Annotated in this window: 22 protein-coding genes; 5 read left to right on the top strand and 17 right to left on the bottom strand. The window is 70.2% G+C overall.

Annotated elements, in window-relative coordinates; genetic code table 11:
- The first annotated feature begins 2 nt into the window (after nt 1-2).
- Nucleotides 3-1,091 (top strand): serine/threonine-protein kinase, encoded by a 1,089-nt coding sequence (locus tag JJQ90_RS14590; protein WP_216876621.1) that lies wholly within the window; start codon nt 3-5, stop codon nt 1,089-1,091.
- A 12-nt stretch (nt 1,092-1,103) separates the two neighbouring features.
- Here the strand turns inward: JJQ90_RS14590 and JJQ90_RS14595 are convergent, their stop codons facing one another.
- Genes JJQ90_RS14595 through JJQ90_RS14605 form a run of 3 tightly spaced genes read right to left on the bottom strand, consistent with a single transcriptional unit; the run spans nt 1,104 to nt 3,289 of the window.
- Entirely contained in the window at nt 1,104-1,778 is a 675-nt protein-coding gene (locus JJQ90_RS14595; RefSeq protein ID WP_216876623.1) for an amino acid ABC transporter permease, read from the bottom strand.
- Nucleotides 1,775-2,455 carry an amino acid ABC transporter permease gene (locus JJQ90_RS14600; protein WP_216876625.1) on the bottom strand — a complete coding sequence of 227 codons (681 nt, stop codon included), beginning with the start codon at nt 2,453-2,455 and terminating at the stop codon, nt 1,775-1,777. Before JJQ90_RS14600 ends, JJQ90_RS14595 begins: the two co-directional genes overlap by 4 nt.
- Nucleotides 2,456-2,482: 27 nt before the next feature.
- Nucleotides 2,483-3,289 carry a transporter substrate-binding domain-containing protein gene (locus tag JJQ90_RS14605; RefSeq protein WP_230410693.1) on the bottom strand — a complete coding sequence of 269 codons (807 nt, stop codon included), beginning with the start codon at nt 3,287-3,289 and terminating at the stop codon, nt 2,483-2,485.
- Nucleotides 3,290-3,548: 259 nt separating this feature from the next.
- On the opposite strand from JJQ90_RS14605, the gene JJQ90_RS14610 reads away from it, so the two are divergent.
- Complete coding sequence (locus JJQ90_RS14610) at nt 3,549-3,752, top strand: hypothetical protein (RefSeq protein ID WP_216876629.1); 204 nt, start codon at nt 3,549-3,551, stop codon at nt 3,750-3,752.
- Here the strand turns inward: JJQ90_RS14610 and mtnA are convergent.
- From mtnA to JJQ90_RS14680, 14 genes are all read right to left on the bottom strand, one after another.
- The gene (gene mtnA / locus JJQ90_RS14615; protein WP_216876631.1) at nt 3,734-4,822 is read right to left on the bottom strand and encodes an S-methyl-5-thioribose-1-phosphate isomerase; all 1,089 of its coding nucleotides are present in this window, start codon (nt 4,820-4,822) and stop codon (nt 3,734-3,736) included. The genes JJQ90_RS14610 and mtnA overlap by 19 nt on opposite strands.
- Before the next feature lie 69 nt (nt 4,823-4,891).
- The gene (locus JJQ90_RS14620; RefSeq protein ID WP_216876633.1) at nt 4,892-5,071 is read right to left on the bottom strand and encodes a hypothetical protein; all 180 of its coding nucleotides are present in this window, start codon (nt 5,069-5,071) and stop codon (nt 4,892-4,894) included.
- A 56-nt stretch (nt 5,072-5,127) separates the two neighbouring features.
- Complete coding sequence (locus JJQ90_RS14625) at nt 5,128-6,813, bottom strand: acyl-CoA dehydrogenase family protein (RefSeq protein ID WP_216876635.1); 1,686 nt, start codon at nt 6,811-6,813, stop codon at nt 5,128-5,130.
- Nucleotide 6,814: 1 nt separating this feature from the next.
- On the bottom strand, nt 6,815-8,026 hold the full coding sequence (locus JJQ90_RS14630) for a CoA transferase (RefSeq protein WP_216876637.1): 1,212 nt from the start codon (nt 8,024-8,026) through the stop codon (nt 6,815-6,817).
- A 207-nt stretch (nt 8,027-8,233) separates the two neighbouring features.
- Nucleotides 8,234-9,514, bottom strand: coding sequence for a DEAD/DEAH box helicase (locus JJQ90_RS14635; protein WP_216877300.1), 1,281 nt, complete (start codon nt 9,512-9,514; stop codon nt 8,234-8,236).
- Between the two features lie 106 nt (nt 9,515-9,620).
- Entirely contained in the window at nt 9,621-11,315 is a 1,695-nt protein-coding gene (locus tag JJQ90_RS14640) for a ShlB/FhaC/HecB family hemolysin secretion/activation protein (RefSeq protein WP_216876639.1), read from the bottom strand.
- 92 nt (nt 11,316-11,407) lie between these two features.
- Nucleotides 11,408-12,190 carry a heme ABC transporter ATP-binding protein gene (locus JJQ90_RS14645; protein WP_216876641.1) on the bottom strand — a complete coding sequence of 261 codons (783 nt, stop codon included), beginning with the start codon at nt 12,188-12,190 and terminating at the stop codon, nt 11,408-11,410.
- Nucleotides 12,187-13,266: a FecCD family ABC transporter permease gene (locus JJQ90_RS14650; RefSeq protein ID WP_216876642.1), complete on the bottom strand. Its 1,080-nt coding sequence runs from the start codon at nt 13,264-13,266 to the stop codon at nt 12,187-12,189. Before JJQ90_RS14650 ends, JJQ90_RS14645 begins: the two co-directional genes overlap by 4 nt.
- Nucleotides 13,266-14,132, bottom strand: a complete 867-nt coding sequence (locus JJQ90_RS14655) for a heme/hemin ABC transporter substrate-binding protein (protein WP_216876643.1) — start codon at nt 14,130-14,132, stop codon at nt 13,266-13,268. The genes JJQ90_RS14650 and JJQ90_RS14655 overlap by 1 nt, the downstream gene beginning before the upstream one ends.
- Complete coding sequence (locus JJQ90_RS14660; RefSeq protein ID WP_216876644.1) at nt 14,132-15,160, bottom strand: hemin-degrading factor; 1,029 nt, start codon at nt 15,158-15,160, stop codon at nt 14,132-14,134. Before JJQ90_RS14660 ends, JJQ90_RS14655 begins: the two co-directional genes overlap by 1 nt.
- A gap of 18 nt (nt 15,161-15,178) precedes the next feature.
- A complete protein-coding gene (locus JJQ90_RS14665; protein ID WP_216876645.1) occupies nt 15,179-17,188 on the bottom strand; it encodes a TonB-dependent hemoglobin/transferrin/lactoferrin family receptor in 2,010 nt (669 codons plus the stop codon).
- Nucleotides 17,189-17,283: 95 nt separating this feature from the next.
- Nucleotides 17,284-17,445, bottom strand: coding sequence for a hemin uptake protein HemP (hemP, locus tag JJQ90_RS14670; protein WP_216876646.1), 162 nt, complete (start codon nt 17,443-17,445; stop codon nt 17,284-17,286).
- Between the two features lie 123 nt (nt 17,446-17,568).
- Nucleotides 17,569-17,844 carry a hypothetical protein gene (locus tag JJQ90_RS14675; protein ID WP_216876647.1) on the bottom strand — a complete coding sequence of 92 codons (276 nt, stop codon included), beginning with the start codon at nt 17,842-17,844 and terminating at the stop codon, nt 17,569-17,571.
- 85 nt (nt 17,845-17,929) lie between these two features.
- Nucleotides 17,930-18,877 carry a LysR family transcriptional regulator gene (locus JJQ90_RS14680; RefSeq protein ID WP_216876648.1) on the bottom strand — a complete coding sequence of 316 codons (948 nt, stop codon included), beginning with the start codon at nt 18,875-18,877 and terminating at the stop codon, nt 17,930-17,932.
- A 129-nt stretch (nt 18,878-19,006) separates the two neighbouring features.
- Between JJQ90_RS14680 and JJQ90_RS14685 the strand changes: the two genes are divergently transcribed.
- The 3 genes from JJQ90_RS14685 to JJQ90_RS14695 all read left to right on the top strand — a co-directional run.
- Complete coding sequence (locus JJQ90_RS14685; RefSeq protein ID WP_216876650.1) at nt 19,007-20,548, top strand: MmgE/PrpD family protein; 1,542 nt, start codon at nt 19,007-19,009, stop codon at nt 20,546-20,548.
- Between the two features lie 55 nt (nt 20,549-20,603).
- The gene (locus JJQ90_RS14690; protein WP_216876651.1) at nt 20,604-21,740 is read left to right on the top strand and encodes a bifunctional 2-methylcitrate synthase/citrate synthase; all 1,137 of its coding nucleotides are present in this window, start codon (nt 20,604-20,606) and stop codon (nt 21,738-21,740) included.
- Between the two features lie 653 nt (nt 21,741-22,393).
- Nucleotides 22,394-22,639, top strand: a 246-nt coding sequence (locus JJQ90_RS14695; RefSeq protein ID WP_216876652.1) for a hypothetical protein, incomplete at its 3' end; no start/stop codon positions are given.

The raw sequence follows: 22,639 nt of genomic DNA on the forward strand, positions 1-22,639 counted from the left end.
TCATGCAAGACCCGCCCCTCCCGACCGCCTTCGGGCGCTACCAGCCGATCGAGGAACTTGGCGCGGGCGCCATGGGCAAGGTCTATCTGGCGGTGGACCCGCTGATCGACCGCATGGTGGCGGTGAAGGTCATCAACATGGACCTCGCCGGTCCGGATGGGCGCGCGGAGTTCCTGGAGCGCTTCCGCACCGAGGTCCGCGCCGCCGCGCAATGCGCGCATCCGGCCATCGTCAGCGTCTATGATTTCTCCGATGACGATAAGGTTCCCTACATCGTCATGGAGTTCGTGCCGGGCGTCACCCTGTCCACCCTGATGCGTCAGCCGCCGGCCGAACGGCAGGCGGGTTTGCCGGACCTGTCCTGGCTGCTTCTGCAGGTGCTGGAAGGCCTGGCCGCGGCGCATGCGGTGGGCGTGGTCCACCGGGACATCAAGCCGGGCAATATCATGGTCACGCCGCGCGGCGCGGTGAAGATCACCGATTTCGGCATCGCCCGGCTCGGCGATTCGACGATGACCCTGGTCGGCGGGCTTGTGGGGTCACCCAGCTACATGTCCCCGGAACAGGCGCTGGGCAAGGCGGTGGACCATCGCACCGATCTCTTCTCCATCGCCGCCGTGCTCTACCAGATCCTGCTCGGCCGCACCCCCTTCGGCGGGTCGGGCATCACGGACACGCTGGTGCGGCTGGGCGGGGCGGAGCCGGCCAAGCTGGGTCCGCTGGAAGGCAGCGCCCTGGGCCTGGTGCTGCGGCGTGGCCTTGAGAAGGATGTGGCGCGGCGCTTCGCCTCCGCCACCGAATTCGCCGCCGCCCTGCGCCTCGCCTTGCAGGCGGAGGAGGAGGCGACGCGTATCCTGCCGCTGGCGGCGGCACCACAGGCAGCGCCGGCGCCCGGCTACCAGCTTCCCGTCACCGTCGCCGCGCGGCTGACGAAGGAACTGGCCGTCATGTTCGGCCCGACCGCGGGTGTCATGCTGCGCAAGGCGACGGAGGAGGCGAAGGACCTGCCGGAGGTGGTCAGCCGGCTCTGCGCGCAACTGTCGCCTGATGAGGTGGCGCGGCTGCGCAGCAGGCTGGCCGCGCTGAACTGATACCGGCGGGCGCTACCGGCGCCCGGCGATCTGCCGGTTCTCCAGCCGCGACAGCAGCCGCACGCAGGGCCAGAGCAGCAGGAAGTAGATCACCGCCGCGACCATGATCGGCGTGGCATTGTAGGTGATGCTCTGTGCCTGGCGGGCCTGGTACAGCAGTTCGGGCACCGCGACGACGCTGGCGATGGAGGTCAGCTTCACCACCTCCAATGTGTTGCTGATCAGGTCGGGCAGCACGTTGCGCACCGCCTGCGGCAGCACCACGAAAATCCACACCTGCCAGGGCCGCAGGCCCAGCGCGCGTGCTGCCTCCGGCTGGCCCTTCGGCACGCTCTCGATCCCCGCGCGCAGGATCTCGGCGTAATAGGCGCCCGTGTTCAGCAGGAAGGCGAGCGCCACGGAGCCCCAGGCGCCGAGGTCGATGCCGCCAAAGGGCAAGGCGGCATAGAGGAAGATCAGCAGCACCAGCGGCGGGATGGCGCGGAAGAAGTCGATGAAGGCGACCAGCGGCCAGCGCACCCAGCGAGTCTTCCGTGTCGACAGCACCGCCATCAGCAGCCCTGCGACCATGCCGAGCGGCACCGTCATCAGCGCCAGCAGCATGGTCTGCACCAGCCCGATCCACAGCAGGTGGGAGGAGGCGAGGGCGATCTCGGCGTTGAGGAAGGCCTGGACGAAATCGCTCATCGGCGCCACGCGAATCGGGTCTCGATCCAGCGGCCGGCCATCACCACCGGGATGAACAGCACGATATAGGCCAGTGCCCCGAGCGTCAGCGGCGTCGGATTGCCGGAGAAGGCCATGCCGGATTGCGCCGCGCCGAGGATTTCGGAAACCGCGACGACGCTGCCCAGCGCCGTGCCCTTGGTGATGGCGATGGTGCGGTTGACCAGCGGCGGGATGGCGATGCGCACCGCCTGCGGCAACACGATCAGCCGCAGTGTCGGCAGGAAATGCAGCCCCATGGCGCGCCCTGCCTCCCACTGCCCCTGCGGCACGGCCGAAATGCCGGCCCAGAAGATCTCCTCGGAGAAGGCCATCAGTACCAGGGTGAGCGCCAGCCAGGTGGCCCAGAAGCCGGACATGGAAAGCCCCGCGGCGGGCAGGCCGAAATAGATCAGCACGATGATGACCAGCGGCGGCAGCGCCCGGAACACATCCACCACGAAGATGATGGCCCAGTTCAGCGGCCTGATGGCGAAGGCCCGCAGCACCGCCAGCGCCAGGCCGAGCACGAGTCCGCTGGCGATGATGAGCACCGCCAGCAGGATGGTGACCCCCAACCCCGCGATGATCGCCGGCGCGTATTCCGCGGCGATCCGGGGGTTGAGGAAGTTGAAGGCAAAGGCCTCCCAACCCGTCATGGACTCAAGCCATCCAAGGTCGGAAAATCAGCAGCTCGGCTCGCGCGGCGTGGCGTCGTAGCCGGCCAGGCCGGGCACGCCGGTGCCGGGGAACACGGTGTTCTCCGCATCATCCGCCGCCGGGGCCACGCCGAACCACTGCTGCGACAGGCGGGCGATGGTGCCGTCCTTCTTCATGCATTCCAGCGCGTTCTCCAACTGCACGCGCAGCGCCGTGGCGGCCATCGGCAGCGGCGCGGACCAATGCGCGCGGGTATCCGTCATCACGAAGTCGGCGACGAATTGCGGCGCGCGGGTCGCGGCGTAGCGCACCACGGTGTTGCCGCCGAGATTGGCATAGGCGCGGCCGGAGATCACAGCCTGCACCGCATCGGTCTGCGTGTCGTAGGTCTGCACGGTGAAGCCGTAGCGCGCCGCATTGGCCGCCGCCCAGGCGTCATAGGCGCTGCCCTTGTTCACGCTGATCGCCTTGCCGCGCAGGTCGTCCATGCTGCGGATCGGCGCGCTGCCGCGGCGGATGCCGAACTGGAAGGCGGTGTAGAGATAGCCCTCGGTGAACAGCATATTCGCCGCGCGTTCCGCGGTCGCCGTGGTCGGCGCGCAGAGGAAGTCGTAGCGGCCGGCATTCATGGCCGGGATCAGGCCGGAGAAGCTGGCGCTGTCCACGGTCAGCTCGCGCCCCATGCGCTTCGCCGCCTCACGGAACAGGTCGATGTTGAAGCCCTGCACGCCGCCCTGAAGCGTCGGGAAGGCATGCGGCGCGAAGGTGCCGTCCACGGCGCAGCGCAGCGGCGGCTGCCCCTGGGCCATGGCGGCGGGGGCGGTGAGGGTCATGCCAAAGAGGCATGCTGCGGCGATAAGGCGGCGCATGGTGAAGCTCCCAGATTTTCGGTGTCTCCCGCGCGGACGATCCCATCGTGGGTGATTCGGCGCAACCGCCCGGAGGGCAAAGGTGCCGAAAAGGGCGGCAAATGTGGAGTGGATTTCATAATCACAGGTCGATTGCCTCATTCCCGCCCCCTTGGCGTCGCCGCATGGCCAAGCCCGGCGCGTAGAACAGAGCATGTCAGTACGGACCTCTGGAATCCGCCCCATGCCCCGTTTCGCCCTTCTGCTGGTTGTCCTTGGCCTGGTCGCGATCCTCGGCACCGTCGTCCTGGTGCTGGGTGATGCGACGCTGCCCGGGCGCGTGCCGCTGACGACGGCGGCGATCCTTGCCGGCTTTGGTGGGGCGTCGCTGGTGACCGGGCTCTGGCTGCTGGAACCTTCCAGCCGACGTCAGCCCTTTTCGGGATAGAGCGCCCGCAGCCCAGCCTCGGAGGCGTCGCATCGGCCACGCTCGGTGATGAGCCCGGTGACCAGGCGCGCCGGCGTGACGTCGAAGGCGGGGTTGGCGGCGGGGCTGCCGGCAGCGGCCACGCGGATCGTCTCGATCCGCCCATCGGCGGTGCGGCCGGTCAGGTCGGTGACCTCCGCCCCATCCCGCTCCTCGATCGGGATTTCGGCCACCCCGTCGGCGACCGACATGTCCAGCGTGGAATGCGGCAGCGCCACCCAGAAGGGCACGCCATTGTCCCGCGCGGCCAGCGCCTTCAGATAGGTGCCGATCTTGTTGGCGACATCGCCGTTGCGCGTCACGCGGTCGGTGCCGACGATCACCAGGTCGACCTGACCATGCTGCATCAGATGGCCGCCGGCATTGTCGGCGATGACGGTATGCGGCACGCCATGGCTGCCGAGTTCCCAGGCGGTCAGCGCCGCGCCCTGGTTGCGCGGGCGGGTCTCGTCCACCCAGACATGCACCGGCAGGCCGGCATCATGGGCCATGTAGATCGGCGCCAGCGCCGTGCCCCAATCCACCGTGGCGATCCAGCCGGCATTGCAATGCGTCAGGATGTTCACGCACTTGCCCGCCCTGGCCGCAGCCTTGATCAGCGGCAGGCCGTTCTCGCCGATGCGGCGGCAGGTCTCGGCGTCGTCGTCGCAGATGGCGGCGGCCTCGGCATAGGCGGCGGCGACGCGCTCCCCCGGCGGCAGGTTGTGCAGGGCGGCGCGCATGCGGGCCAGCGCCCAGCGCAGGTTGATGGCCGTGGGCCGGGTCGCGCCCAACTCCGTCACCACGCGTTCGAGATTTTCGGTGGAGGCATCCTGTCGCAGCGCCAGCGCCACGCCATAGGCGGCGACGGCGCCGATCAGCGGCGCGCCACGCACCTGCATGGACCGGATGGCCTGGGCCACCTGGACCGCATCGGTCAGGCGCAGGATGTCCAGCGCCCAGGGCAGCCTGGTCTGGTCGAAGATGCGGATGGACCAGCCATCGCCGGGCTCGACCCAGACGCTGCGATAGGGGATGCCGTCGATCTTCATGCGCTGTTCCCGTGGTCGGCGAGGCGGGGCTGATTAGCGCATTTCGAGGCCCGGTCACATCACCGGAATTCAGCCCCGGGGATCGGCCTCGCCACGCCGCTGCCAGGTGATGACGCCCATCACCACGGCGATCACGCCGGCCACCGCCGCAACGCCGAGCAGGGCCAGCGAGAGGCCCAGTTGCAACAACTGCGCTGCCAGTGCCAGCAGCACCATCACCACAACGATACCAACCACCCAGCGCAACATGGAAAACCCCTTCGTCCGATGCACATCCAGCGCATCGGCGACGAAAGGGTTCCGCCTCAGTTCACCCGGCCGAGCATCCCGCGCACGATCACCTGCGCCTGGATCTCCGCCGCACCCTCGAAGATCGAAAGGATGCGGGCGTCGCACAGCACGCGGCTGATCGGGTATTCCAGCGCATAGCCATTGCCGCCATGGATCTGAAGCGCGCAATCGGCATTGCTCCAGGCCACGCGGGCGGCCAGCAGCTTGGCCATGCCGGCCTCGATGTCGCAGCGCCGGTCGGCATCCTTCTGGCGGGCGGCGAAGTAGGTGAGCTGGCGGGCCATCATCGTCTCCGCCACCATCCAGGCCAGCTTGCCGTAGACGCGCGGGAAGTGCTGGATCGTCTTGCCGAACTGGTTGCGGGTGGTGGCATAATCCGCGCCAAGCTCGATGGCGTTGCGCGCCACGCCCAGGGCGCGGGCGGCGGTCTGGATGCGGGCGCTTTCGAAGGTTTCCATCAACTGCTTGAAGCCGCGCCCCTCGACACCGCCGAGCAGGTTGGCGACAGGCACCTCGAAGCCGTCGAAGCCGATCTCGTATTCCTTCATGCCGCGATAGCCGAGCACCGGAATCTCGGTGCCGGCCATGCCCGGGGCGGGGAAGGGGTTGTCATCCGTGCCGCGCGGCTTCTCGGCCAGCAGCATGGACAGGCCCTGATAGCCCGGCGCATCCGCATCGGTGCGGACCAGCAGTGTCATCAGGTCCGACCGTGCCCCATGGGTGATCCAGGTCTTCGTGCCATAGATCTTGAACACATCGCCCTGGCGCACCGCGCGGGTCCGCAGGCTGCCGAGGTCGGAGCCGGTATCGGGCTCCGTGAATACGGCGGTGGGCAGGATCTCGCCGCTGGCGATACCCGGCAGGAACTTCGCCTGCTGTTCCGGCGTGCCGCCCAGGCGGATCAGCTCCGCCGCGATCTCGGACCGCGTGCCGAGCGAGCCGACACCGAGGAAGGCGCCGGACAGGGCCTCCGACACCAGGCACATCGCCACCTTGCCGAGGCCGAGGCCGCCCTGGGACTCCGGCACCGTCAGGCCGAAGACGCCCATCTCGGCCAGCTTCTGCACCGTGGCCATCGGGATCAGCTCGTCATTGCGGTGCCAATCCTGCGCGAAGGGCTCGATCTCGGCGGCGGCGAAGCGCAGGAAGGTGGCCTGCGTCGCCTCCAGCACCTCATCCTCCAGATGGTCGGCGCCGAGGTGGTTCTCGGTCGCGGCTTGCGCCAGCAGGCGGCGGGCCGCATCCAGCGCCGGCAGCTCGGACAGCGCCGCCAGCGCCGGCTCGGCCTGGAAGCGGGCGATGGCCTCGGCGGGCACGCCCATATCGGCGGGGCGGATCATCTCCGCCTGGCTCATCGGGATGCCGCCCGAAAGCTGCGCCAGGTATTCGGCAAAGCCCAGGCGCAGGATGGCCTGTTCCAGCGCGTCGAAACGGCCCGCAGCCTCCAGCCGCTGCGCCCAGTGCAACGTCTCCCGCAGCGCGGCGACATAGGTGGCCTGCCAGGCAAGGCCGTGGCCGGCAAGCTGGTGGCGTTCCAGCAGCGCCCCGCTGACCTTGCCCAGGGGAGCATTGGGGGGGGCCAGGAGCGCGGCGATGGCGCCGCGCGTCACCTCATGCAGCCGCTCGGCGGCGGTCAGCGCGGCGGAGGCCTTGGCGAGAAGGTCCCGCGCGGTCGCGATCGTGCCCACGATCTGGTCCATCTCAATCCTCCTTCGGGCCGGCGACGGTGCCGGCATCATGCAGCCTGCCGATGGCCGAGGTGGGGAGGCCCAGCACTTCCGCCAGGACCTGGTCGGTGTGTTCGCCGAGGCGCGGTGCCGGCGCCGCGGGCGCGCGTTCCGCGAAGGTCAGCGGCACGGCCGGGGCCAGCACCTCCCCCACCTCCGGCTGGGTGATGGTCGAGAACAGCGGATTCGCGGTCGAGCACCGCGCATCCTCATGCACGAGCTGCGCAAAGTCCTGGTAGGGACCCCAGAGCACGCCGCTGCCGGCGAAGGCGGCGCCGATCTCGGCCAGCGTGTGCTTCGCGAACCAGGGGGCGAGGACGGCATTGATGGCGTGGCGCGCCTCGAAGCGGCCGCCCTCGTCATTCAGGTCGACATCCAGCATCGGGCCGATCATGGCGATCTTCGCCGAAAGGCCGGTCGCCTTGCCCACCGCCTGCCACTGCCGGTTGGAAATGGCGCAGATCATGATGCGGCGGCCATCCTTCGTCGGGAAATCCCGGCCCCAGGCACCATACAGATCATTGCCCATGGCCGGCCGCACGGCGTTGTTCACCTGCACATCGGCGACATAGCCAAGGTTCGCCACCGTCGCGAGCATCACGTCGGACAGGGCCAGCGTCACCTCCCGCCCCTGGCCATCCCGCCGGCGGGCGCGTTCGGCGGCGAGCAGGCCAGTCGACAGATACAGGCCCGTGGCGATGTCCCAGGCCGGCAGCACATGGTTCACCGGATCGCCGCCCGTGCCGGTCGCGGTGGGGAAGCCGCTGGCGCAGTTCACCGTGTAGTCGACGGCGCCCGACCCATCATGGTTGCCGGTCAGGCGCAGCATGATGAGGTCCGCGCGGTGCTTCGACAGTTCGGCATGGCTCATCCAGCCGCTGGCCGGCAGGTTGGTCAGCAGGATGCCGGCATCCTCGCCGGGGGCGCAGATCAGCGCGCGGGCAATCTCCCGCCCCTCCGGCGTGTTCAGCGCCAGCGCCACGCTGCGCTTCGATTTGTTGAGGCCGGTCCAGTAGAGCGAGGTGCCATTGGGGGCCAGCGGCCAGCGGCGATAGTCGATATTGCCGCCGATCGGGTCGATGCGGATCACCTCCGCCCCCATCTGCGCCAGCGTCATGCCGCCGATCGGCGCAGCGACGAAGGCGGAGACTTCCACCACCCGGAGACCGCTGAGAATACCCGCCATGTGAACCTCCCGGATGTGTCCGGGTGGGTTTAGGCAGTTTCAGGCCGTCAGGAAACCTGTCCGGCCCGACATCTCTCGTACCAACGGCCCTTTCGCGTGACCGCTCCAGGGCCCCTCAGTCGCCGGGCGGAAACCTCCGGTTTCCTTGGCTTCGCCGCATAAGCGGCGGCGGCCGCTCGGACCGGTCAAGAGACCGGCCCGCCAGTATCAGGCCGCCTTGGCCGCGGCCCGTGCCATCAGCTTCTCTTCCTCGGTCCAGACTTTGCGCTCGCGCTTTTCCTGCGGCTTGATCTCCTTGACCGGCCCGCCGCCCAGCACGGGGGGGCGCTTGGTCGAGGTCCGCGCGGCTTCCGAATGCCAGGTATGGTCGTCCTGCACGGCCAAAGCGCGGCCGATTTCCCGCTCCACATCCCGCAGCCAGGCCCGCTGCTCGGCATCGCATAGCGTGATGGCGACGCCGCTGCGCCCCGCCCGGCCGGTGCGGCCGATGCGGTGGACATAGCTTTCCGGCAGGCTCGGCAGGTCATGGTTGAAGACATGCGTCACGGTATCGACGTCGATGCCGCGCGCCGCGATGTCCGTCGCCACCAGCACCTGCACGCCGCCCGCCCGGAAGGCCTCCAGCGCGCGTTCCCGCTGGCCCTGGGACTTGTTGCCATGCAGCGCCTCGGCGGTGATTCCGGCCTCGGTGATGAAGGCGCAGACCTCGTTGGCGATGGTCTTCTGCAGGGTGAAGACCACGGCCTGGCCGATTCCCGGGGTCCGCAGCAGGTCCAGCAGCGCCGCCTTCTTGTCGGCCGCATCGACGAACATGACCGATTGTTCGATCCGGTCGACGGTGGTCGAGGGCGGGGCGATCTCGACCTTCAGCGGATCGCGCAGCAGGCTCTCGGCCAGGGCGGCGATGGTTTTGGGCATGGTGGCGGAGAACAGCAGCGTGTGCCGGTCCTGCGGCAGGGTCGCGACGATGCGCTCGATCGACCTGGCGAAACCCATGTCGAGCATCTGGTCCGCCTCATCCAGCACCAGCGCCTCCAACTGCGACAGGTCGCACAGGCCCTGCTCGATCAGGTCCAGCAGCCGCCCCGGCGCGGCGACGATGATATCGACCCCGGCCTTCAGCGCATTCACCTGGTGGACCTGGCTGACGCCGCCGAAGACCGTCGTCACGCTGAACGGCAGATGCCGCCCGAAGCTGGCAAAACCGTCGGCGATCTGTGAGACCAGCTCGCGCGTCGGTGCCAGCACCAGCACGCGGGCACCACCGGCAGGCGCCGGGCGGGGCGCGGCGGCCAGGCGGTGCAGCAGCGGCAGGGCGAAGGCGGCGGTCTTGCCCGTGCCGGTCTGTGCCATGCCCAGCAGGTCGCGGCCTTGCAGCAGCAGCGGGATGGACTGGGCCTGGATCGGGGTGGGGGTGGCGTAGCCTTCCTCGGCCAGGGCGCGCAGCAGCGACGGCGCCAGGGCAAGGTCGGCGAAGGTCATGGACATGGTCACGCGGCGCCTCCGGCGCTCGATAAGGCTGCGCCGGTTGAGGCTTCGCGGTTTGGGAAGGCCGGGCTTTACGGGCGATGCTGCACTGCGTCAACGCGCCCGGTCAGAAGCGCAGCAGCACGCGGGTGAACACCGCCCCCTCATCCAACTCGCGCACCCCGGCGCCTTCCGGCGTGCGCGTCAGGCGCCGCAGCGCCTCCATCTCCCATTGCGCACCCTCGGAGAGCTGCAGCCGGAAGCCGCCGCCAAAGGAGGCGAGGCGGCGGGTTTCGGTGCCGGCGCTGTTGTCCCGCGCCCGGCCTTCGTCGCGGAAGACATAGAATTGCAGCCCGCGCCGGTCCGGCGACCAGGGCAGGGCGATATCGGTGGCGAGCTGCAGTTCCAGGCTGCCGGCCATGGCGCGGTCCCCGGCGAGCTGCCCGGCATAGAAACCCCGGCCCAGCCGGTTGCCGCCGAGATAGAACTTTTCGGCCGGCGGCAGGGCGTCATCCGCCCATTGCACCGCGGCCGCTCCGAACAGCGACAGCACCCAGCCCTCCGCCGGCTGCACCAGCGGCTGCAGGCGCGAGGCCTCGGCGACGACCCGGACAAAGCCGAAGTCGCTGTTGAGGCGGGAGGTGGTGCCATGGCTGCCGGTGCTGGCGCCGAAGGCCTCTATGCCCTGGTGCAGGCGCAGGCTGGCGCTGCTGGAAGCCGCCGCCGGGGCGAAGGACAGGATGGCGTCCCGCACCTCCCCCTCCACCCCCAGGCGCAGCGCCCGCACCGCATCGCGGCTGACCCGCTCCCGCGGCGCACCGGCCCCCTGGCGGAGCTGCACGACACTCTCGAAGGCGTCGAGCTGGGCGGTCAGGGTAAGGTTGCGGGGGCGGGAACGGATGATCGGCTGGGCCAGGCTGAGGCCCGCCACCCTGGTATCCCCCGCATAGCCCAGGGCCGCCAATGCGCCCCCCGGCGCCGCGCGCCCGACGCCGGCGAAGCCGCGCAGCCGCAGACCGGAGCCGCCGAGGAAAACCTCGCCGCTGAATTGCGCGAAACTCTGGCCGAAGGCGTCGGATTGGAACAGCGCCAGTTCCGTGCGCTCGCCGCGGGACGTGAAGGCGTTGAGTTGGCCGACCACCAACCCCTGCCAGGCGCCGGTCGCCGGATTGCCGCGATTGTCCAGGCTGGCGAAGCCGGAGACGGCCGCGCGTTCCAGCCGCACCAGCAATTGCAGCGCGCCGGGATCACCCTCCACCGGCCGCAACAGCCCGCGCGCGGTCACGCCCGGGATGTCGCCGGCCAGCAGCAAGGCGCGTTCCAGCGCCGCATGGGGCAGGGGCCGCAACGCCAGCAGAGGGTCAAGAAAACGCCGGAGCTGCGCCGCCGCCGGCCCGATCTCCCCCTCCAGGGCGATCTCCGCGACAAAGCCCTCGGTGACGGTCAGCAGCAGGTCGGCCCGGCCATCCTCGCCGGCCGAGAGGCTGGCGCCCACGGCGACATAGGCGAAGCCGGCGGCGCGGTAGGCGGCCAGCACGGCGAGCCGCGCCGCCTCCACCTCCGCCAGGGTGACCTGCCGCGCTTCCAGCCCGGCCCAGGCGGGGCGGAGCGTCGCATCGGGCAAGGCGGTGTTGCCGGCGACGCGCACCTGGCCGATCGGCACTTCGCGCTGCGCGCCGGGGCCGGTGGCGGCCTGGGGCTCCGGCGGCAGCAAGGGCGGGCCGAGGCTGGGGGCCGGGGCAGGGGCGGTGCGCTCGATCAGCCCGGGCTGGGGCGGCGGCGCCTGGCCGCTCGCCTCCAGGGGCATGGCCAGGGCCAGCACCAGACCCGCCCCGAAACCGCCCCATCTCGAAACGACCACATGAACCCCGCGCCAGAGCCGACAACTTCAGCGCGAGCATAGATGCGAAGAATCTACCCTTGCGTCAACGCGCCCTCCAGCAGGGGAATCGGGCCGATCCCCGGCAGGTTCCGGAAGGGCAGGCCATAGACCCGTTCCAGCAAGGCCGGGTGCAGCGCTTCCTCCGGCGGGCCGCAGGCGATCAGCCGGCCGGCTTCCAGCAGTGCCACCCGGTCCGCGACGAAGGCCGCTTCCTGCAGATCATGCAGCACCACCAGCACGGCCAGGCCCCGCCCGGCCAGCCGGCGCAGCAGCCGCAGCAGCGCGGCGCGGTGGCCGGCATCCAGGCTGGCGGTGGGTTCGTCCAGCATCAGCGCGGCGGGCATGCCCGCGCCATCGAGCTGCGCCAAGGCGCGCGCCAGATGCACCCGCTGCCGCTCGCCGCCTGAAAGCGTCGCATGGGCGCGGGGAGCGAGATGCGCCACATTGGCCTCGGCCAGGGCCGCGGCGATCGCCTGCTCGTCCCGGGCGCGTTCCGGGCTGCCATGCCAGGGCAGGCGGCCCAGCGCGACCACGGCCTGGGCCAGCATCGGGAAGGCGACGCCGACATGCTGGCCGAGCACGGCGCGGCGTCGCGCCAGGTCGCGCGGATGCCAGTCGCCGAGCGTCTTGCCCTCCAGCCGCGCCGTGCCGGCGGAGCAGGCCATCTCCCCCGCCAGGATCTTTAGCAATGTGGATTTGCCGGCGCCGTTCGGGCCGGCCAGGACCAGGACCTCGCCCGGGCGCAGCTCCAGCGAGACGTCGCTGAGCAAGGGGCGGCCGCCGGCCCGGAAGCCGATGCCCTCGGCCGCGATCATGCCACGCCTCCCGCGCGTCTGCGCAGCAGCCACAGGAAGAAGGGTGCGCCCAGCAAGGCGGTGACGACGCCCACGGGCAGTTCCGCCGGCGCCGCCAGGCTGCGCGCGGCCAGGTCCGCCAGCACCAGCAGCGCGGCGCCCAGCAGCGCCGAGCCCGGCAGCACGATGCGGTGGCCGGAACCGAAGCCGAGGCGCAGCAGATGCGGCACCACCAGCCCGACGAAGCCGATCAGCCCGGTGAAGGCGACCCCCGCCGCGACCGCGATGGCGGCCAGCGTCACGGCGATGCGCTTCACCACCTCCACTTTCTGGCCGAGATGGAAGGCCTCCGCCTCGCCCAGCAACAGGGCATCCAGCGGCCGGGCCAAAGCGATCAGGCCCAGCGTCGGCAGCCCGACCAGGGCGGCCACCACCGGCACCTGTTCCCAGCGCGACCCGGCCAGGCTGCCCAGGGTCCAGAAGGTGATGTCGCGCACCTGGCGGTCATCGGCGGTGAAGATCAGCAGGCCGGTCAGCGCCCCGGCCAGCGCATTCACCGCGACGCCGGCCAGCAGCAGCGTGGCCACGCCGGTCACGCCGCCGACCGTGCCGAGTCGCGTCATCAGCAGCGTCGCCGCCAGCCCGCCGATGAAGGCCGCCAGCGGCAGCATCCAAAGCCCGAGCGCGCCGGCCGCGGCGCCGAAGACGGTCGCGCCGAAGACGATGGCGGCGACGGCGGCCAGCGCCGCGCCGGCCGAGACGCCGATCAACCCGGGATCGGCCAGCGGATTGCGGAAGAGCCCCTGCATCGCCGCCCCGGCCGCGCCCAGCCCGGCGCCGATCAGCGCCGCCATCAGCACGCGCGGCGCGCGGATCACGCCCAGCACGGCCGCATCGCGGCGAAACGCATCCGGCAGCGGCGCGAGGCCCAGAAAATCCGCCAGCACCGCGCCCAGCCCGCCGGGGGAGATGCGGGCCGGGCCGAACAGCACGCCGGCCGCCATGGCCGCCATAAGAAGGACCGCGCCGCCCAGCAGGATCAGGGTCGGGCGATCCGCCAACCGCCGCTGCGGCGGCGCGATGCGGGCGATATGCATCACACCCAGTCGCGCCCCGGCAGGGCGGGCAGGTTGGCGGTGGGATGCAGCAGCGCGGCGAGGGCGCGTCGCGCATGGGCGGCGCGCGGACCGAAGCCGAGAAGATAGGACCCCTCCACTGCGACCACGCGACGGGCGCTGGCGGCGGGCGTCACGGCCAGCGCGGTGGCGCGCAACACGCCGTCGATGCCGCCGGCCTCAGCCAAAGCATGGTCCATCATGATGATGGCCTCCGGCGCCAGCTGCGCCGCGGATTCGGCGGAAAGCGGGCGGTAGCCCTGGAAGTCGCGCACGCAGTTCTCGGCGCCGCAGGCCTGGAGCATGGCATCCGCATGGGTGGAACGGCCGGAGACCAGCGGCGCCCCGCGCGCGGCCGACAGCACGAAGATCGCCCGCAGCGGCCGCAGCGCGGCCAGCGGCGCATCCAGCGCCTGCCAGTCGGCGGCGACCGTCCCCGCCAAAGCGGTCCCGTCGCGGCCGATGGCCTGCCCGATGCGGATGATCTTGCGGGTCACGGCGTCCAACCCCGCGCCGTCGGGGATCACCGCCATGGGTGCTCCCGCGGCGCGCAGCACGGCCAGGGCCTGGGGCGGCCCGGCCTCATCCGACAGCAGCAGCAGGTCGGGGTTCAGCGAGATCAGCCCCTCCGGCGCCAAAGCGCGGAGGTAGCCGACCTGCGGCAGGCGACGCGTCGGGGCGGGGAAGGTGCTGGTGCTGTCCACCGCCACCACCTGGTCGCCCGCGCCGAGCGCGAAGACCGTCTCCGTCACCGCGCCACCGACCGTGACCAGCCGCCTTTCGGCGGCATGGGCGAAGCGGGCGGCTGGCAGGCCGGCCGCCAGACCGAGCAGGGCGCGGCGGCGCATCAGGCGGCGCGCTCGGAAGGCCAGGGGGTGGTCGCGACCTGGGCCACCAGGGCACGCCAGTCCTCCCGCTCCGGCTGGCCCGGCTTGCGTGCGCCGAAGATCATGGCGATCACCTCGCCGGCCTCGTCGAGCAGTTCGATGGAGGTGACGTCGCCATCGACGGTGGGCTTCACCACGCGCCAGACCTCGGCCACGCCGGCCTCCCGCAGATGCAGGTTGAAGTCCGGGTCCAGCACGTTGAACCAGCCGGGGATCGCCAGCAGCTTGGTCACCGGGCCGGTATGGATCTGGATGGCGCTGCGATTGCCGACGAAGATCATGATCGGCACCTCGCCCGTCGCCGCCGCCTGGAGGGTGGCGGTGGCCACGGAGGGCGGCAGGCGCAGCGCATGGTCGTCGCCGACCAGGCGGAAGGCCTGGCGACGGTTCGCCTTGTGCTTGCGCAGCATCGGGAAGAAGTCGTGCGTGTCCTTCAGCGCCTGCCAGTCGGCGCGGAGCTGTGGCTGGTCGACCTCCACCTCCGCCACCGGGGCGGCGGGCTCGGGCGGCGTCATCGGCGGCAAGGCGGCGAGGGGGGCGGTGAACTCCGTCACCAGCGTGTCCCAGGCCGCCCGGTCGGTCTCCTTGGTCGCGAAGATCTTGTGCGCGGCCGCGCCATCCTTGTCGAAGATCTGGATGGAGGGACGTTCCCCGCCCAGCGCATAGGCATGCGCCCATTGGCCGGGGAACAGGCGCAGGTCGATGTCGGGACCCAGCACCAGGATATGGCCGGGGCCGGCGGAGACATCGACGAAGGCGCCATGCCGCTCATGCACCGCATGTTCGTTGCGGGTCAGCGCCATGATCCGGCCGAGGCGCGGCAAGGCGGCGAACAGCGCGCCCCAGTCGTTCTTCAGCGGGGTCGCGGTGCCGGTGGCACCGCAGGCGACCAGCGCCGCTTCCGTCGTGCCGAGGCGCTGCGCGGCATCCCGCGCGCGCACCGGGCCTGACCGCAGCAATTCGGCGTGGCGTTCAAGAAGGCTCGGCATCTCTAGGATTCCTTCCGGTCAGAAGCTGACGCGCAGCGCGCCACGGATGTTGCGGCCGACTTCGTAGAAGGCGGGCACGGGATCGCTGTTCCAGTTGGACCGGCGGTAGGGCTGGTCGAACAGGTTGTCGACGGCCAGGGAGAGGCGGACATTCGGCGCGAAGTTCGGCGTCCAGGAGGTGAACAGGTCCACCAGCCCGTAGCCCGAGGTCTGCTGCGCCACGCCTGCCACATTCGGCGCGCGGTCCTGTTCCGCCGTCGCGGTGATGCGCCCGCCGACCGTCACGCCATGTTCCAGGAAGCGGTAGCCGCCGGAGAGGGTGACGCGATGTGCCGGGATGGAGGCCAGCGGCTGGTCGGTGACGCGGTTGTCGCCCTTCAGCGCCGCGGCGCCGATGCCGGCATACCAGATGCCCGCATCATACTGCACCTCGCCCTCCACACCCTCGATCCGCGCCTCCGCGACATTGGCGGAGACGGTGGTGCTGCGCAGCACGGTCTGCTCGATGAAGTCGTCGACGTCGTTGCGGAAGGCGGCGACGCGGATGCGCAGGCGGTCGCCGCCGGCGAAGACATCCGAGAAGCGCAGGTTCACACCCACTTCCTTGTTGCGCGAGACTTCGGGACGCAGGTTCGGATTGGCGACGAAGTTGTTGCCCGGGAAGTGCTGCCCGCCGACGTACAGTTCCGTCAGCGATGGCGCGCGAAAACCCTCCGCATAGCTGACATAGGGCTGCAGCCAGGGGGTGACCTGCCAGGCGAGGGAAACGCGCGGGGAGGCGCGTTCCGAATCGCGGTCGTTCAGCCCGTTCGGGCTTTCCTGCTCGAAGCGGTCCAGGCGCACGCCCGGCGTCAGGGTGAAATTGCCGAAGCCGATCTCATCCTGGATGAAGAAGGCGGTGATGGACTGCTGGGCGGAGGGGAATTGCGGGCGGGACACGCCATTGGCGCGGCCTTCCTGCTCATCCGTATAGATCTCCGTGCCGAAGGTCAGGGCATGGCGGGTCGGGCCGAGCGAGAAGCGGGAGGTGTTCTGCGCATCGACACCGACCGTCGTCAGCTCCGTCCGGTCCCGCACCCTGGCGCCGGTCAGGCGCTGCTCGGTCAGGTCGACATGGGTGCGGTAGACGATGACCTGCGGGTTGAACAGCGGATTGGCCGGATCCTCGTAGGACCAGCGGAAGGACAGGTTTTCCGAGACGGTGTCGCGGTCGGTGATGCCCGTGGTCGTCGCCGTATTGGCCGAGATCGGGATCTGGTGGTCGTCGCGGAAGCGCAGCGCCGAGATCTGGAAGCTGTGATGGCCGGGGGTCCAGCCGAGTTTGCCGAGCAGCGACGTCGCATTGTCCCCGGTATAGGGAATGGTGTTCCCCGCGCCATCGGTGAAGTTGTTGTTGGTGAAGCCGGCCACGGCGCCAAGGATCGAGAAATCACCGGCGCGGGCGCCGAGCGCCAGGCTGCCGCGCGGGCCGCTGCCCTGGCTCTGCCAGCCGGCGCCCAGCGTGCCGCCGAAGGCCGCACCTGGCTGGAGGATGTCATCCACCTCGATGGTGCGGAGCGAGATGGCGCCGCCGAGCGCGCCGGAGCCATAGAGGGTGGAGGCCGGGCCGCGCAGCACCTCCACCTGCCGCAGCAGGTCCGGGTCCACGAAGGTGCGGCCGCGATGGCCGGCATTGAAGTTGTTCCGCGCGCCATCGGTGCGCAGCACGATGCGCTCATCGCCCAGGCCGCGGATGATGGGCTGCATGGCGGTGGTGCGCGGCACGCCGGAGGTCTCGACCCCGGGGATGTCGCGGATCAGGTCCATGACGCTGCGCGCGTCACGACGCTCGATCTCCTCCCGCCCGATCACCGTCACCGGCGCGGCGACATCGCCGGAGACGGCGCGGGTGCGGGTGGCCGTGGTGGTCACGGCATCGAGGGGGGTGACGGCGGTGGTGGTTCCGCCCGTCTGGGCCATGGCCGGGGCGGCGGCGAGGGCAAGGATGGCGGCGGTGAGCTGGGCACTAGCCTGGCGGCGGTCAGCCATGGGGCACTCCGAGGAGGTGATTCGGGGCCTGGCTGGCTGGCGCACGCGCCCCCGGTGGAGGGGGCTCGCGATGGCTGGCTCGGCAGTGGGGGCGGTTACTTGGTGAGGATCAGCTTGTCGTTGCTGGTCAGCCGAAGGCGATAGGTCTCGCCGTGATGCAGGATCAGCAGCTCCCGCGCACCTTGCAGGAGATCGGAACTCGGGACCTTGGGCAGCGTCAGCGACGCGTCCCGGGTCACAGTGACTTGTTCGGACATGCGATGGCCCACCGGAACTGTGTGAACCACCAACTACAGCAATTGAGAGTCATTCGCAATATCGCCGCGCACAAAGTATGAGGGCCGCCATTGCTGGCGGCCCCAAAGGCACGGCCCGGGAATTCAGGCCCCGCGCGGCCCGCGCGGACGGCCCCGGCGGATGACCTGCGCGCCGCGCCCGCCGCGGCTTTCCGCCGCCAGCGCCAGGGTGGCCGAGGCATCGGCGGCCTCGGCCTCCTGCAGGGTCTCGGCAACCGGCGCCGTGACCTCGCCCGGGGCAGTGCCGAGCATCGGGGTCAGCGTGCCATGCGTCTCGTAGAAGCCGCTATCGGCGCGCTGGGCCAGATGCGGCACGCCGTCGATGCGGAAGATGCGCCGCTGCATGGTGAGACGAGCCACCTGATCCTCGGTGGCGGGGAGAAAGGCGCAACCCGCCGCGCGGGCTGCCCTGACCTGGTCGGGGGAAAGATCCATGCCGGGCGGGTTAGCGCATCTGCCCGGCTTTGTCTTCCGGGCTCGCCACCTGTTGCGCGTCGCCGAGTGGAAAGAGGCCCCCGGCCAGGGCCAATGCGAGCCTGGTCACCTCGCTTTCCCGCTCCGCATGCCAGGCCAGCGCCACGCCGACCGCCTGGATCGGCCCGGCGAGGTCACGGAAGGCGACGCCCGGCGGGCGCAGCCGGGCCATGCCGGCCGAGACCAGCGCCACGCCGAGTCCCGCCGCCACGAAGCCGAGCTGGGCCATGGCGGAGCCCACCTCCCGCTCCGCCCGCGGCGCGAATCCGGCGGCACGGCAGGCGGCGACCATGGCGTCCGAATAGGCCGGGCTGATGGCGCGCGGCAGAACCAGCATCGGCTCATCCGCCAGCGCCGAGAGGTCGAGCGGTCCCGCGCCGGCGGCCAGCGGATGCGCGGCGGGCAGGGCGGCGGCCAGCACATCCGGCCCCAGGCTGTGCAGGCGGATCGGGTGGCGGTCCTGGTCCAGGCGCAATAGTGCCAGGTCCACCTCGCCCCGCCGCAGCGCCTCCACCGCATCGGCCGTGTCCATCTCCCGCACCGCGATGGCGGAGGAGGGGCGGGCGGCCTGCAACCCGCGCACCAGCGGCGGCAGGTAGTCGAACAGGGCGGAGGTGACGCAGGCCAGCGCCACCGGCGCGTGCCGCCCCGCGCGCAATTCGCGGGCGAGCAGTTCGAGCTGCCCCGCACCCTCCGCCAGCCGCCGCGCCAGCGGCAGCAGCGCCTCCCCGGCCCGGGTCGGGCGGGCGCCCTTGCCGGTGCGGTGCAGAAGCTGCACGCCGAGTTCGCGTTCCAGCGCCTGGATCTGCGCCGTCAGCGGCGGCTGGGAAATGCCGAGCCGCGCGGCGGCGCGACCGAAATGCCCTTCCTCCGCGACGGCGAGGAAATGGCCGAGGCGGCGGACCAATCGGAAATCCATGTGTCCCGGCCCTCACGCGATACGGAAAGCCTATCGCGTTGTCACGGCAATCGGAATGGACGATGACGGGCATGCGGTCCACAAGAACCGCCCGCCAATTCCGCACGGCACATCCTAAGGACAGAACGCATGAAGATGCATCCGGTGAAGGTCCACCCCTCCAAGGCCTTGCTCAAGCGCGAGGATCAGCTCGCCTGGAAGATGGCCGGTGTCGCGACGGACAAGGTGGCGGTGCCGAAGGACACCACCGCGATGATCATCAACCGGGTCATCGACAATGCCAGCGTGGCGATCGCCGCCATCAACCGCCGCCCCGTCGTCTCCGCCCGCGGCATGGCGCTGGGCCATGCCAAGAAGGCCGGCGGCGCCACCGTGTTCGGCGTGAAGTCCGGCGCCACCGTCTCCCCCGAATGGGCGGCCTGGGCGAATGGCACGGCGGTGCGTGAGCTCGACATGCACGACACCTTCCTGGCCGCCGACTATTCCCACCCCGGCGACAACATTCCGCCCGTGCTGGCGGTGGCCCAGGCGATGGGCCGGTCCGGCAAGGACCTGGTTCGTGGCCTGGCCACGGCCTATGAGCTGCATATCAACCTGGTGCGCGCGATCTGCCTGCATGAGCATCGCGTCGACCATATCGCGCATCTCTGCCCCGCGGCGGCGGCCGGCATCGGCACGCTGCTCGGCCTGAAGCAGGAGGTGGTCTTCCAGTCCATCCAGCAGGCGCTGCACACCTCGGTCAGCTTCCGCCAGTCGCGCAAGGGCGAGATTTCGTCCTGGAAGGCCTATGCCCCGGCGCATGCCGGCAAGCTGGCGGTGGAAGCCGTGGACCGCTGCATGCGCGGGGAGGGCGCGCCGAGCCCGATCTATGAAGGCGAGGATTCGGTGATCGCCTGGGTCCTGTCCGGCCGCACGCAGGCCGACAGCAAGGGCCGCAAGACGGTCTTCGACCCCACCTATTACGAGGTGCCGCTGCCCGAGACCGGGGAGGGCAAGCGCGCCATCCTCGACAGCTACACCAAGGAGCATTCGGCCGAGTACCAGTCCCAGGCGCTGATCGACCTGGCCTTCCGCATGCGGGACCAGATCGAGGACATGGAGGCGATCGAGAAGATCATCATCCATACCTCGCATCATACCCACTACGTGATCGGCACCGGGGCCAACGACCCGCAGAAGATGGACCCGAAGGCCAGCCGCGAAACGCTGGACCATTCCATCATGTACATCTTCGCCGTCGCCCTTCAGGACGGCAGCTGGCACCATGTGGACAGCTATGCGCCGAAGCGCGCTGGCCGCGCCGACACCGTCCGCCTGTGGCACAAGATCGAGACCACGGAAGATCCGGAATGGACCCGGAAGTACCACTCCCGTGATCCGGAGGAACTGTCCTTCGGCGGCCGCGTCGAAATCCTGATGAAGGACGGCACGAAGCTGGTCGACGAGCTGGGCGTGGCGAATGCCCATCCGAACGGCGCGAAGCCCTTTGGCCGCGCGCAGTACATCAACAAGTTCCGGATCCTGACCGAGGGCATCATCACCACGCGGGAGCAGAACCGCTTCCTCGAACTGGTGCAGGACCTGCCGCGCCTGACGGCGGATCAACTGGCCGGGCTGAACGTGGTGCTGCCGGCGGGCACGCTGGCGGAAGCCAAGCCGGGCATCTTCTGATCCTGCCCTGCGGGCGGCACCAGCCGCCCGCGACCCCAGTACCGGGAGCGAAAGCATGAGCGACAGCACACCCACCCTCTATAAGGGCCTCGTCGGCGTCTATGCCGATGTCTCCGCCGTCTCCAAGGTGATGCCGGAGACCAACAGCCTGACCTATCGCGGCTATGCCGTGCAGGACCTCTGCGAGGAAACCGATTTCGAGCAGGTGGCCTATCTGCTCTGGCATGGCGAGCTGCCGACCGCCGCGCAGCTCAAGACCTTTCAGGCCGAGGAACGCGCCAACCGCGCGCTGTCCCCGGCCCTGCTGCGCGTGCTGCGGGACTTCCCGAAGGACGCCCATCCGATGGACGCCATCCGCACCGCCGTGTCCTTCATGGGCATGGAGGATCCGGAGGCCGGCGACGTCTCCGACGCCGCGCAGCGGCGCAAGGCGATGCGGCTGCTGGCCAAGGCGCCGACGGCGGTCGCCGCCGCCCATCGCCTGGCCAAGGGGCTGGAGCCGATCGAGCCTGACGCCGCGCTGCCCTATTGCGAGAACTTCTTCCACGTCGTCTTCGGCAAGGTGCCGGCGAAGGAGGTCATCAAGAGCTTCGACGTCTCGATGATTCTTTACGCGGAGCACACCTTCAACGCCTCCACCTTCACCGCCCGCACCGTCACCTCCACCGGCGCGGATATCCACGGCGCCATCACCGCCGGCATCGCCGCATTGAAGGGGCCGCTGCATGGCGGTGCCAACGAAGCCGTGATGCACATGCTGAAGGAAGTGGGTTCCCCGGAAGCGGCGGAGGATTGGCTGGAAGGCAAGTTCGACCACAAGGCGCTGGTGATGGGCTTCGGCCATCGCGTCTACAAAAGCGGCGACAGCCGCGTGCCCACCATGACCAAATACGCCGAGAAGATGGCAGAGGTGGTGGGCGACCGCCGCTGGATGGAGACCAGCCGCGTGCTGGCGGCGAAGATGCTGAAGGTGAAGAACATCCATCCCAACCTCGATTTCCCGGCAGGCCCCGCCTACTACCTGATGGGTTTCGACATCCCGCTGTTCACGCCGATCTTCGTCTGCTCCCGCATCACCGGCTGGGCGGCGCATGTCTTCGAACAGGGCGCCGACAACCGCCTGATCCGCCCGCTGTCGCACTACACCGGCTTCGAGCAGCGTCCGGTGCCGCCGCTTTCCGCGCGCGGCTGAGGCGCCACGCGTCGCGCCGGGACAACCGGCGCGACGCCAATCCCCGCGATGCGGTCGAGGGTTTCGCGATCCTCCTGCACAGGTCTTGCACAAGGCTGCACGACTTTCGTGCGATTCCGTTTGACAGTCAGGTTGCGCACAAGGATAGCGTGGCGGTGCACGTCATCGCTTGACGCGATTCGCGCAGCCTCCATCCGCCACGCCGTCTTCTCGCGGCTGGCAGCAGGGCGCTGCGCAGCACGCCAGCGGGGCACGCAGCAGGAAGGATCGGTCCATGGACCGCAGGCTCGTGGGGCAGAAGTGGTGCGCTAGACACCAGGCTCCGCACCGCCATCGCACCGCGTGATGACGCCGCCGCGCGTCGTCATGATGGAGAAGGGTGGCGGGAGAGTGGCCGGGGATGACGCAGCGCGGCAGCACGCCGCGCATGGCGCGACGCGGCGATATGCCGTGCAGCGCGCGACATCCGACGGCACTGGCGGCACATGGACAGCGGCAGCAAGTGGTGCGGCACGAAACGGGATTCGTGCCGACCGCGGAACCGAAGCTTCCAACCTGACTTTGAGGTGGTGCGGCGCGGCGTGAGCCGCGCAGTGCCGCCGGCACCACTGGTAGACCATTCACCGGAACGCGTATCGGAGATCCTGACCAACATGACCGACAACACCGACAACCAGCCAGTGGACGAGGCCGCCACCCGCGCCCAGCCGATGGCGATGGCCACGGCCCGCAAGACGGCGAAGAAGCCCGCTGCCAAGAAGCCGGCCGCGAAGAAGGCCGCCGCGCCTGCCAAGAAGGCTGCCGCGCCGAAGAAGGCCGCCGCTGCCAAGAAGCCGGCCGCGAAGAAGGCCGCCGCGCCGAAGAAGGCCGCCGCTGCCAAGAAGCCGGCCGCGAAGAAG

The sequence above is a fragment of the Falsiroseomonas oleicola genome, from assembly GCF_019029495.1.
Lineage (GTDB): Bacteria > Pseudomonadota > Alphaproteobacteria > Acetobacterales > Acetobacteraceae > Falsiroseomonas > Falsiroseomonas oleicola.

Excerpts from the sequence above, each read along its gene's own strand:
- JJQ90_RS14590 (WP_216876621.1), top strand. The coding sequence starts at position 3 with ATGCAAGACCCGCCCCTCCCGACCGCCTTCGGGCGCTACCAGCCGATC.
- JJQ90_RS14595 (WP_216876623.1), bottom strand. The coding sequence starts at position 1,778 with ATGAGCGATTTCGTCCAGGCCTTCCTCAACGCCGAGATCGCCCTCGCC.
- JJQ90_RS14600 (WP_216876625.1), bottom strand. The coding sequence starts at position 2,455 with ATGACGGGTTGGGAGGCCTTTGCCTTCAACTTCCTCAACCCCCGGATC.
- JJQ90_RS14605 (WP_230410693.1), bottom strand. The coding sequence starts at position 3,289 with ATGACCCTCACCGCCCCCGCCGCCATGGCCCAGGGGCAGCCGCCGCTG.
- JJQ90_RS14610 (WP_216876629.1), top strand. The coding sequence starts at position 3,549 with ATGCCCCGTTTCGCCCTTCTGCTGGTTGTCCTTGGCCTGGTCGCGATC.
- mtnA (WP_216876631.1), bottom strand. The coding sequence starts at position 4,822 with ATGAAGATCGACGGCATCCCCTATCGCAGCGTCTGGGTCGAGCCCGGC.
- JJQ90_RS14620 (WP_216876633.1), bottom strand. The coding sequence starts at position 5,071 with ATGTTGCGCTGGGTGGTTGGTATCGTTGTGGTGATGGTGCTGCTGGCA.
- JJQ90_RS14625 (WP_216876635.1), bottom strand. The coding sequence starts at position 6,813 with ATGGACCAGATCGTGGGCACGATCGCGACCGCGCGGGACCTTCTCGCC.
- JJQ90_RS14630 (WP_216876637.1), bottom strand. The coding sequence starts at position 8,026 with ATGGCGGGTATTCTCAGCGGTCTCCGGGTGGTGGAAGTCTCCGCCTTC.
- JJQ90_RS14635 (WP_216877300.1), bottom strand. The coding sequence starts at position 9,514 with ATGTCCATGACCTTCGCCGACCTTGCCCTGGCGCCGTCGCTGCTGCGC.
- JJQ90_RS14645 (WP_216876641.1), bottom strand. The coding sequence starts at position 12,190 with ATGATCGCGGCCGAGGGCATCGGCTTCCGGGCCGGCGGCCGCCCCTTG.
- JJQ90_RS14650 (WP_216876642.1), bottom strand. The coding sequence starts at position 13,266 with ATGCATATCGCCCGCATCGCGCCGCCGCAGCGGCGGTTGGCGGATCGC.
- JJQ90_RS14655 (WP_216876643.1), bottom strand. The coding sequence starts at position 14,132 with ATGCGCCGCCGCGCCCTGCTCGGTCTGGCGGCCGGCCTGCCAGCCGCC.
- JJQ90_RS14660 (WP_216876644.1), bottom strand. The coding sequence starts at position 15,160 with ATGCCGAGCCTTCTTGAACGCCACGCCGAATTGCTGCGGTCAGGCCCG.
- JJQ90_RS14665 (WP_216876645.1), bottom strand. The coding sequence starts at position 17,188 with ATGGCTGACCGCCGCCAGGCTAGTGCCCAGCTCACCGCCGCCATCCTT.
- hemP (WP_216876646.1), bottom strand. The coding sequence starts at position 17,445 with ATGTCCGAACAAGTCACTGTGACCCGGGACGCGTCGCTGACGCTGCCC.
- JJQ90_RS14680 (WP_216876648.1), bottom strand. The coding sequence starts at position 18,877 with ATGGATTTCCGATTGGTCCGCCGCCTCGGCCATTTCCTCGCCGTCGCG.
- JJQ90_RS14685 (WP_216876650.1), top strand. The coding sequence starts at position 19,007 with ATGAAGATGCATCCGGTGAAGGTCCACCCCTCCAAGGCCTTGCTCAAG.
- JJQ90_RS14690 (WP_216876651.1), top strand. The coding sequence starts at position 20,604 with ATGAGCGACAGCACACCCACCCTCTATAAGGGCCTCGTCGGCGTCTAT.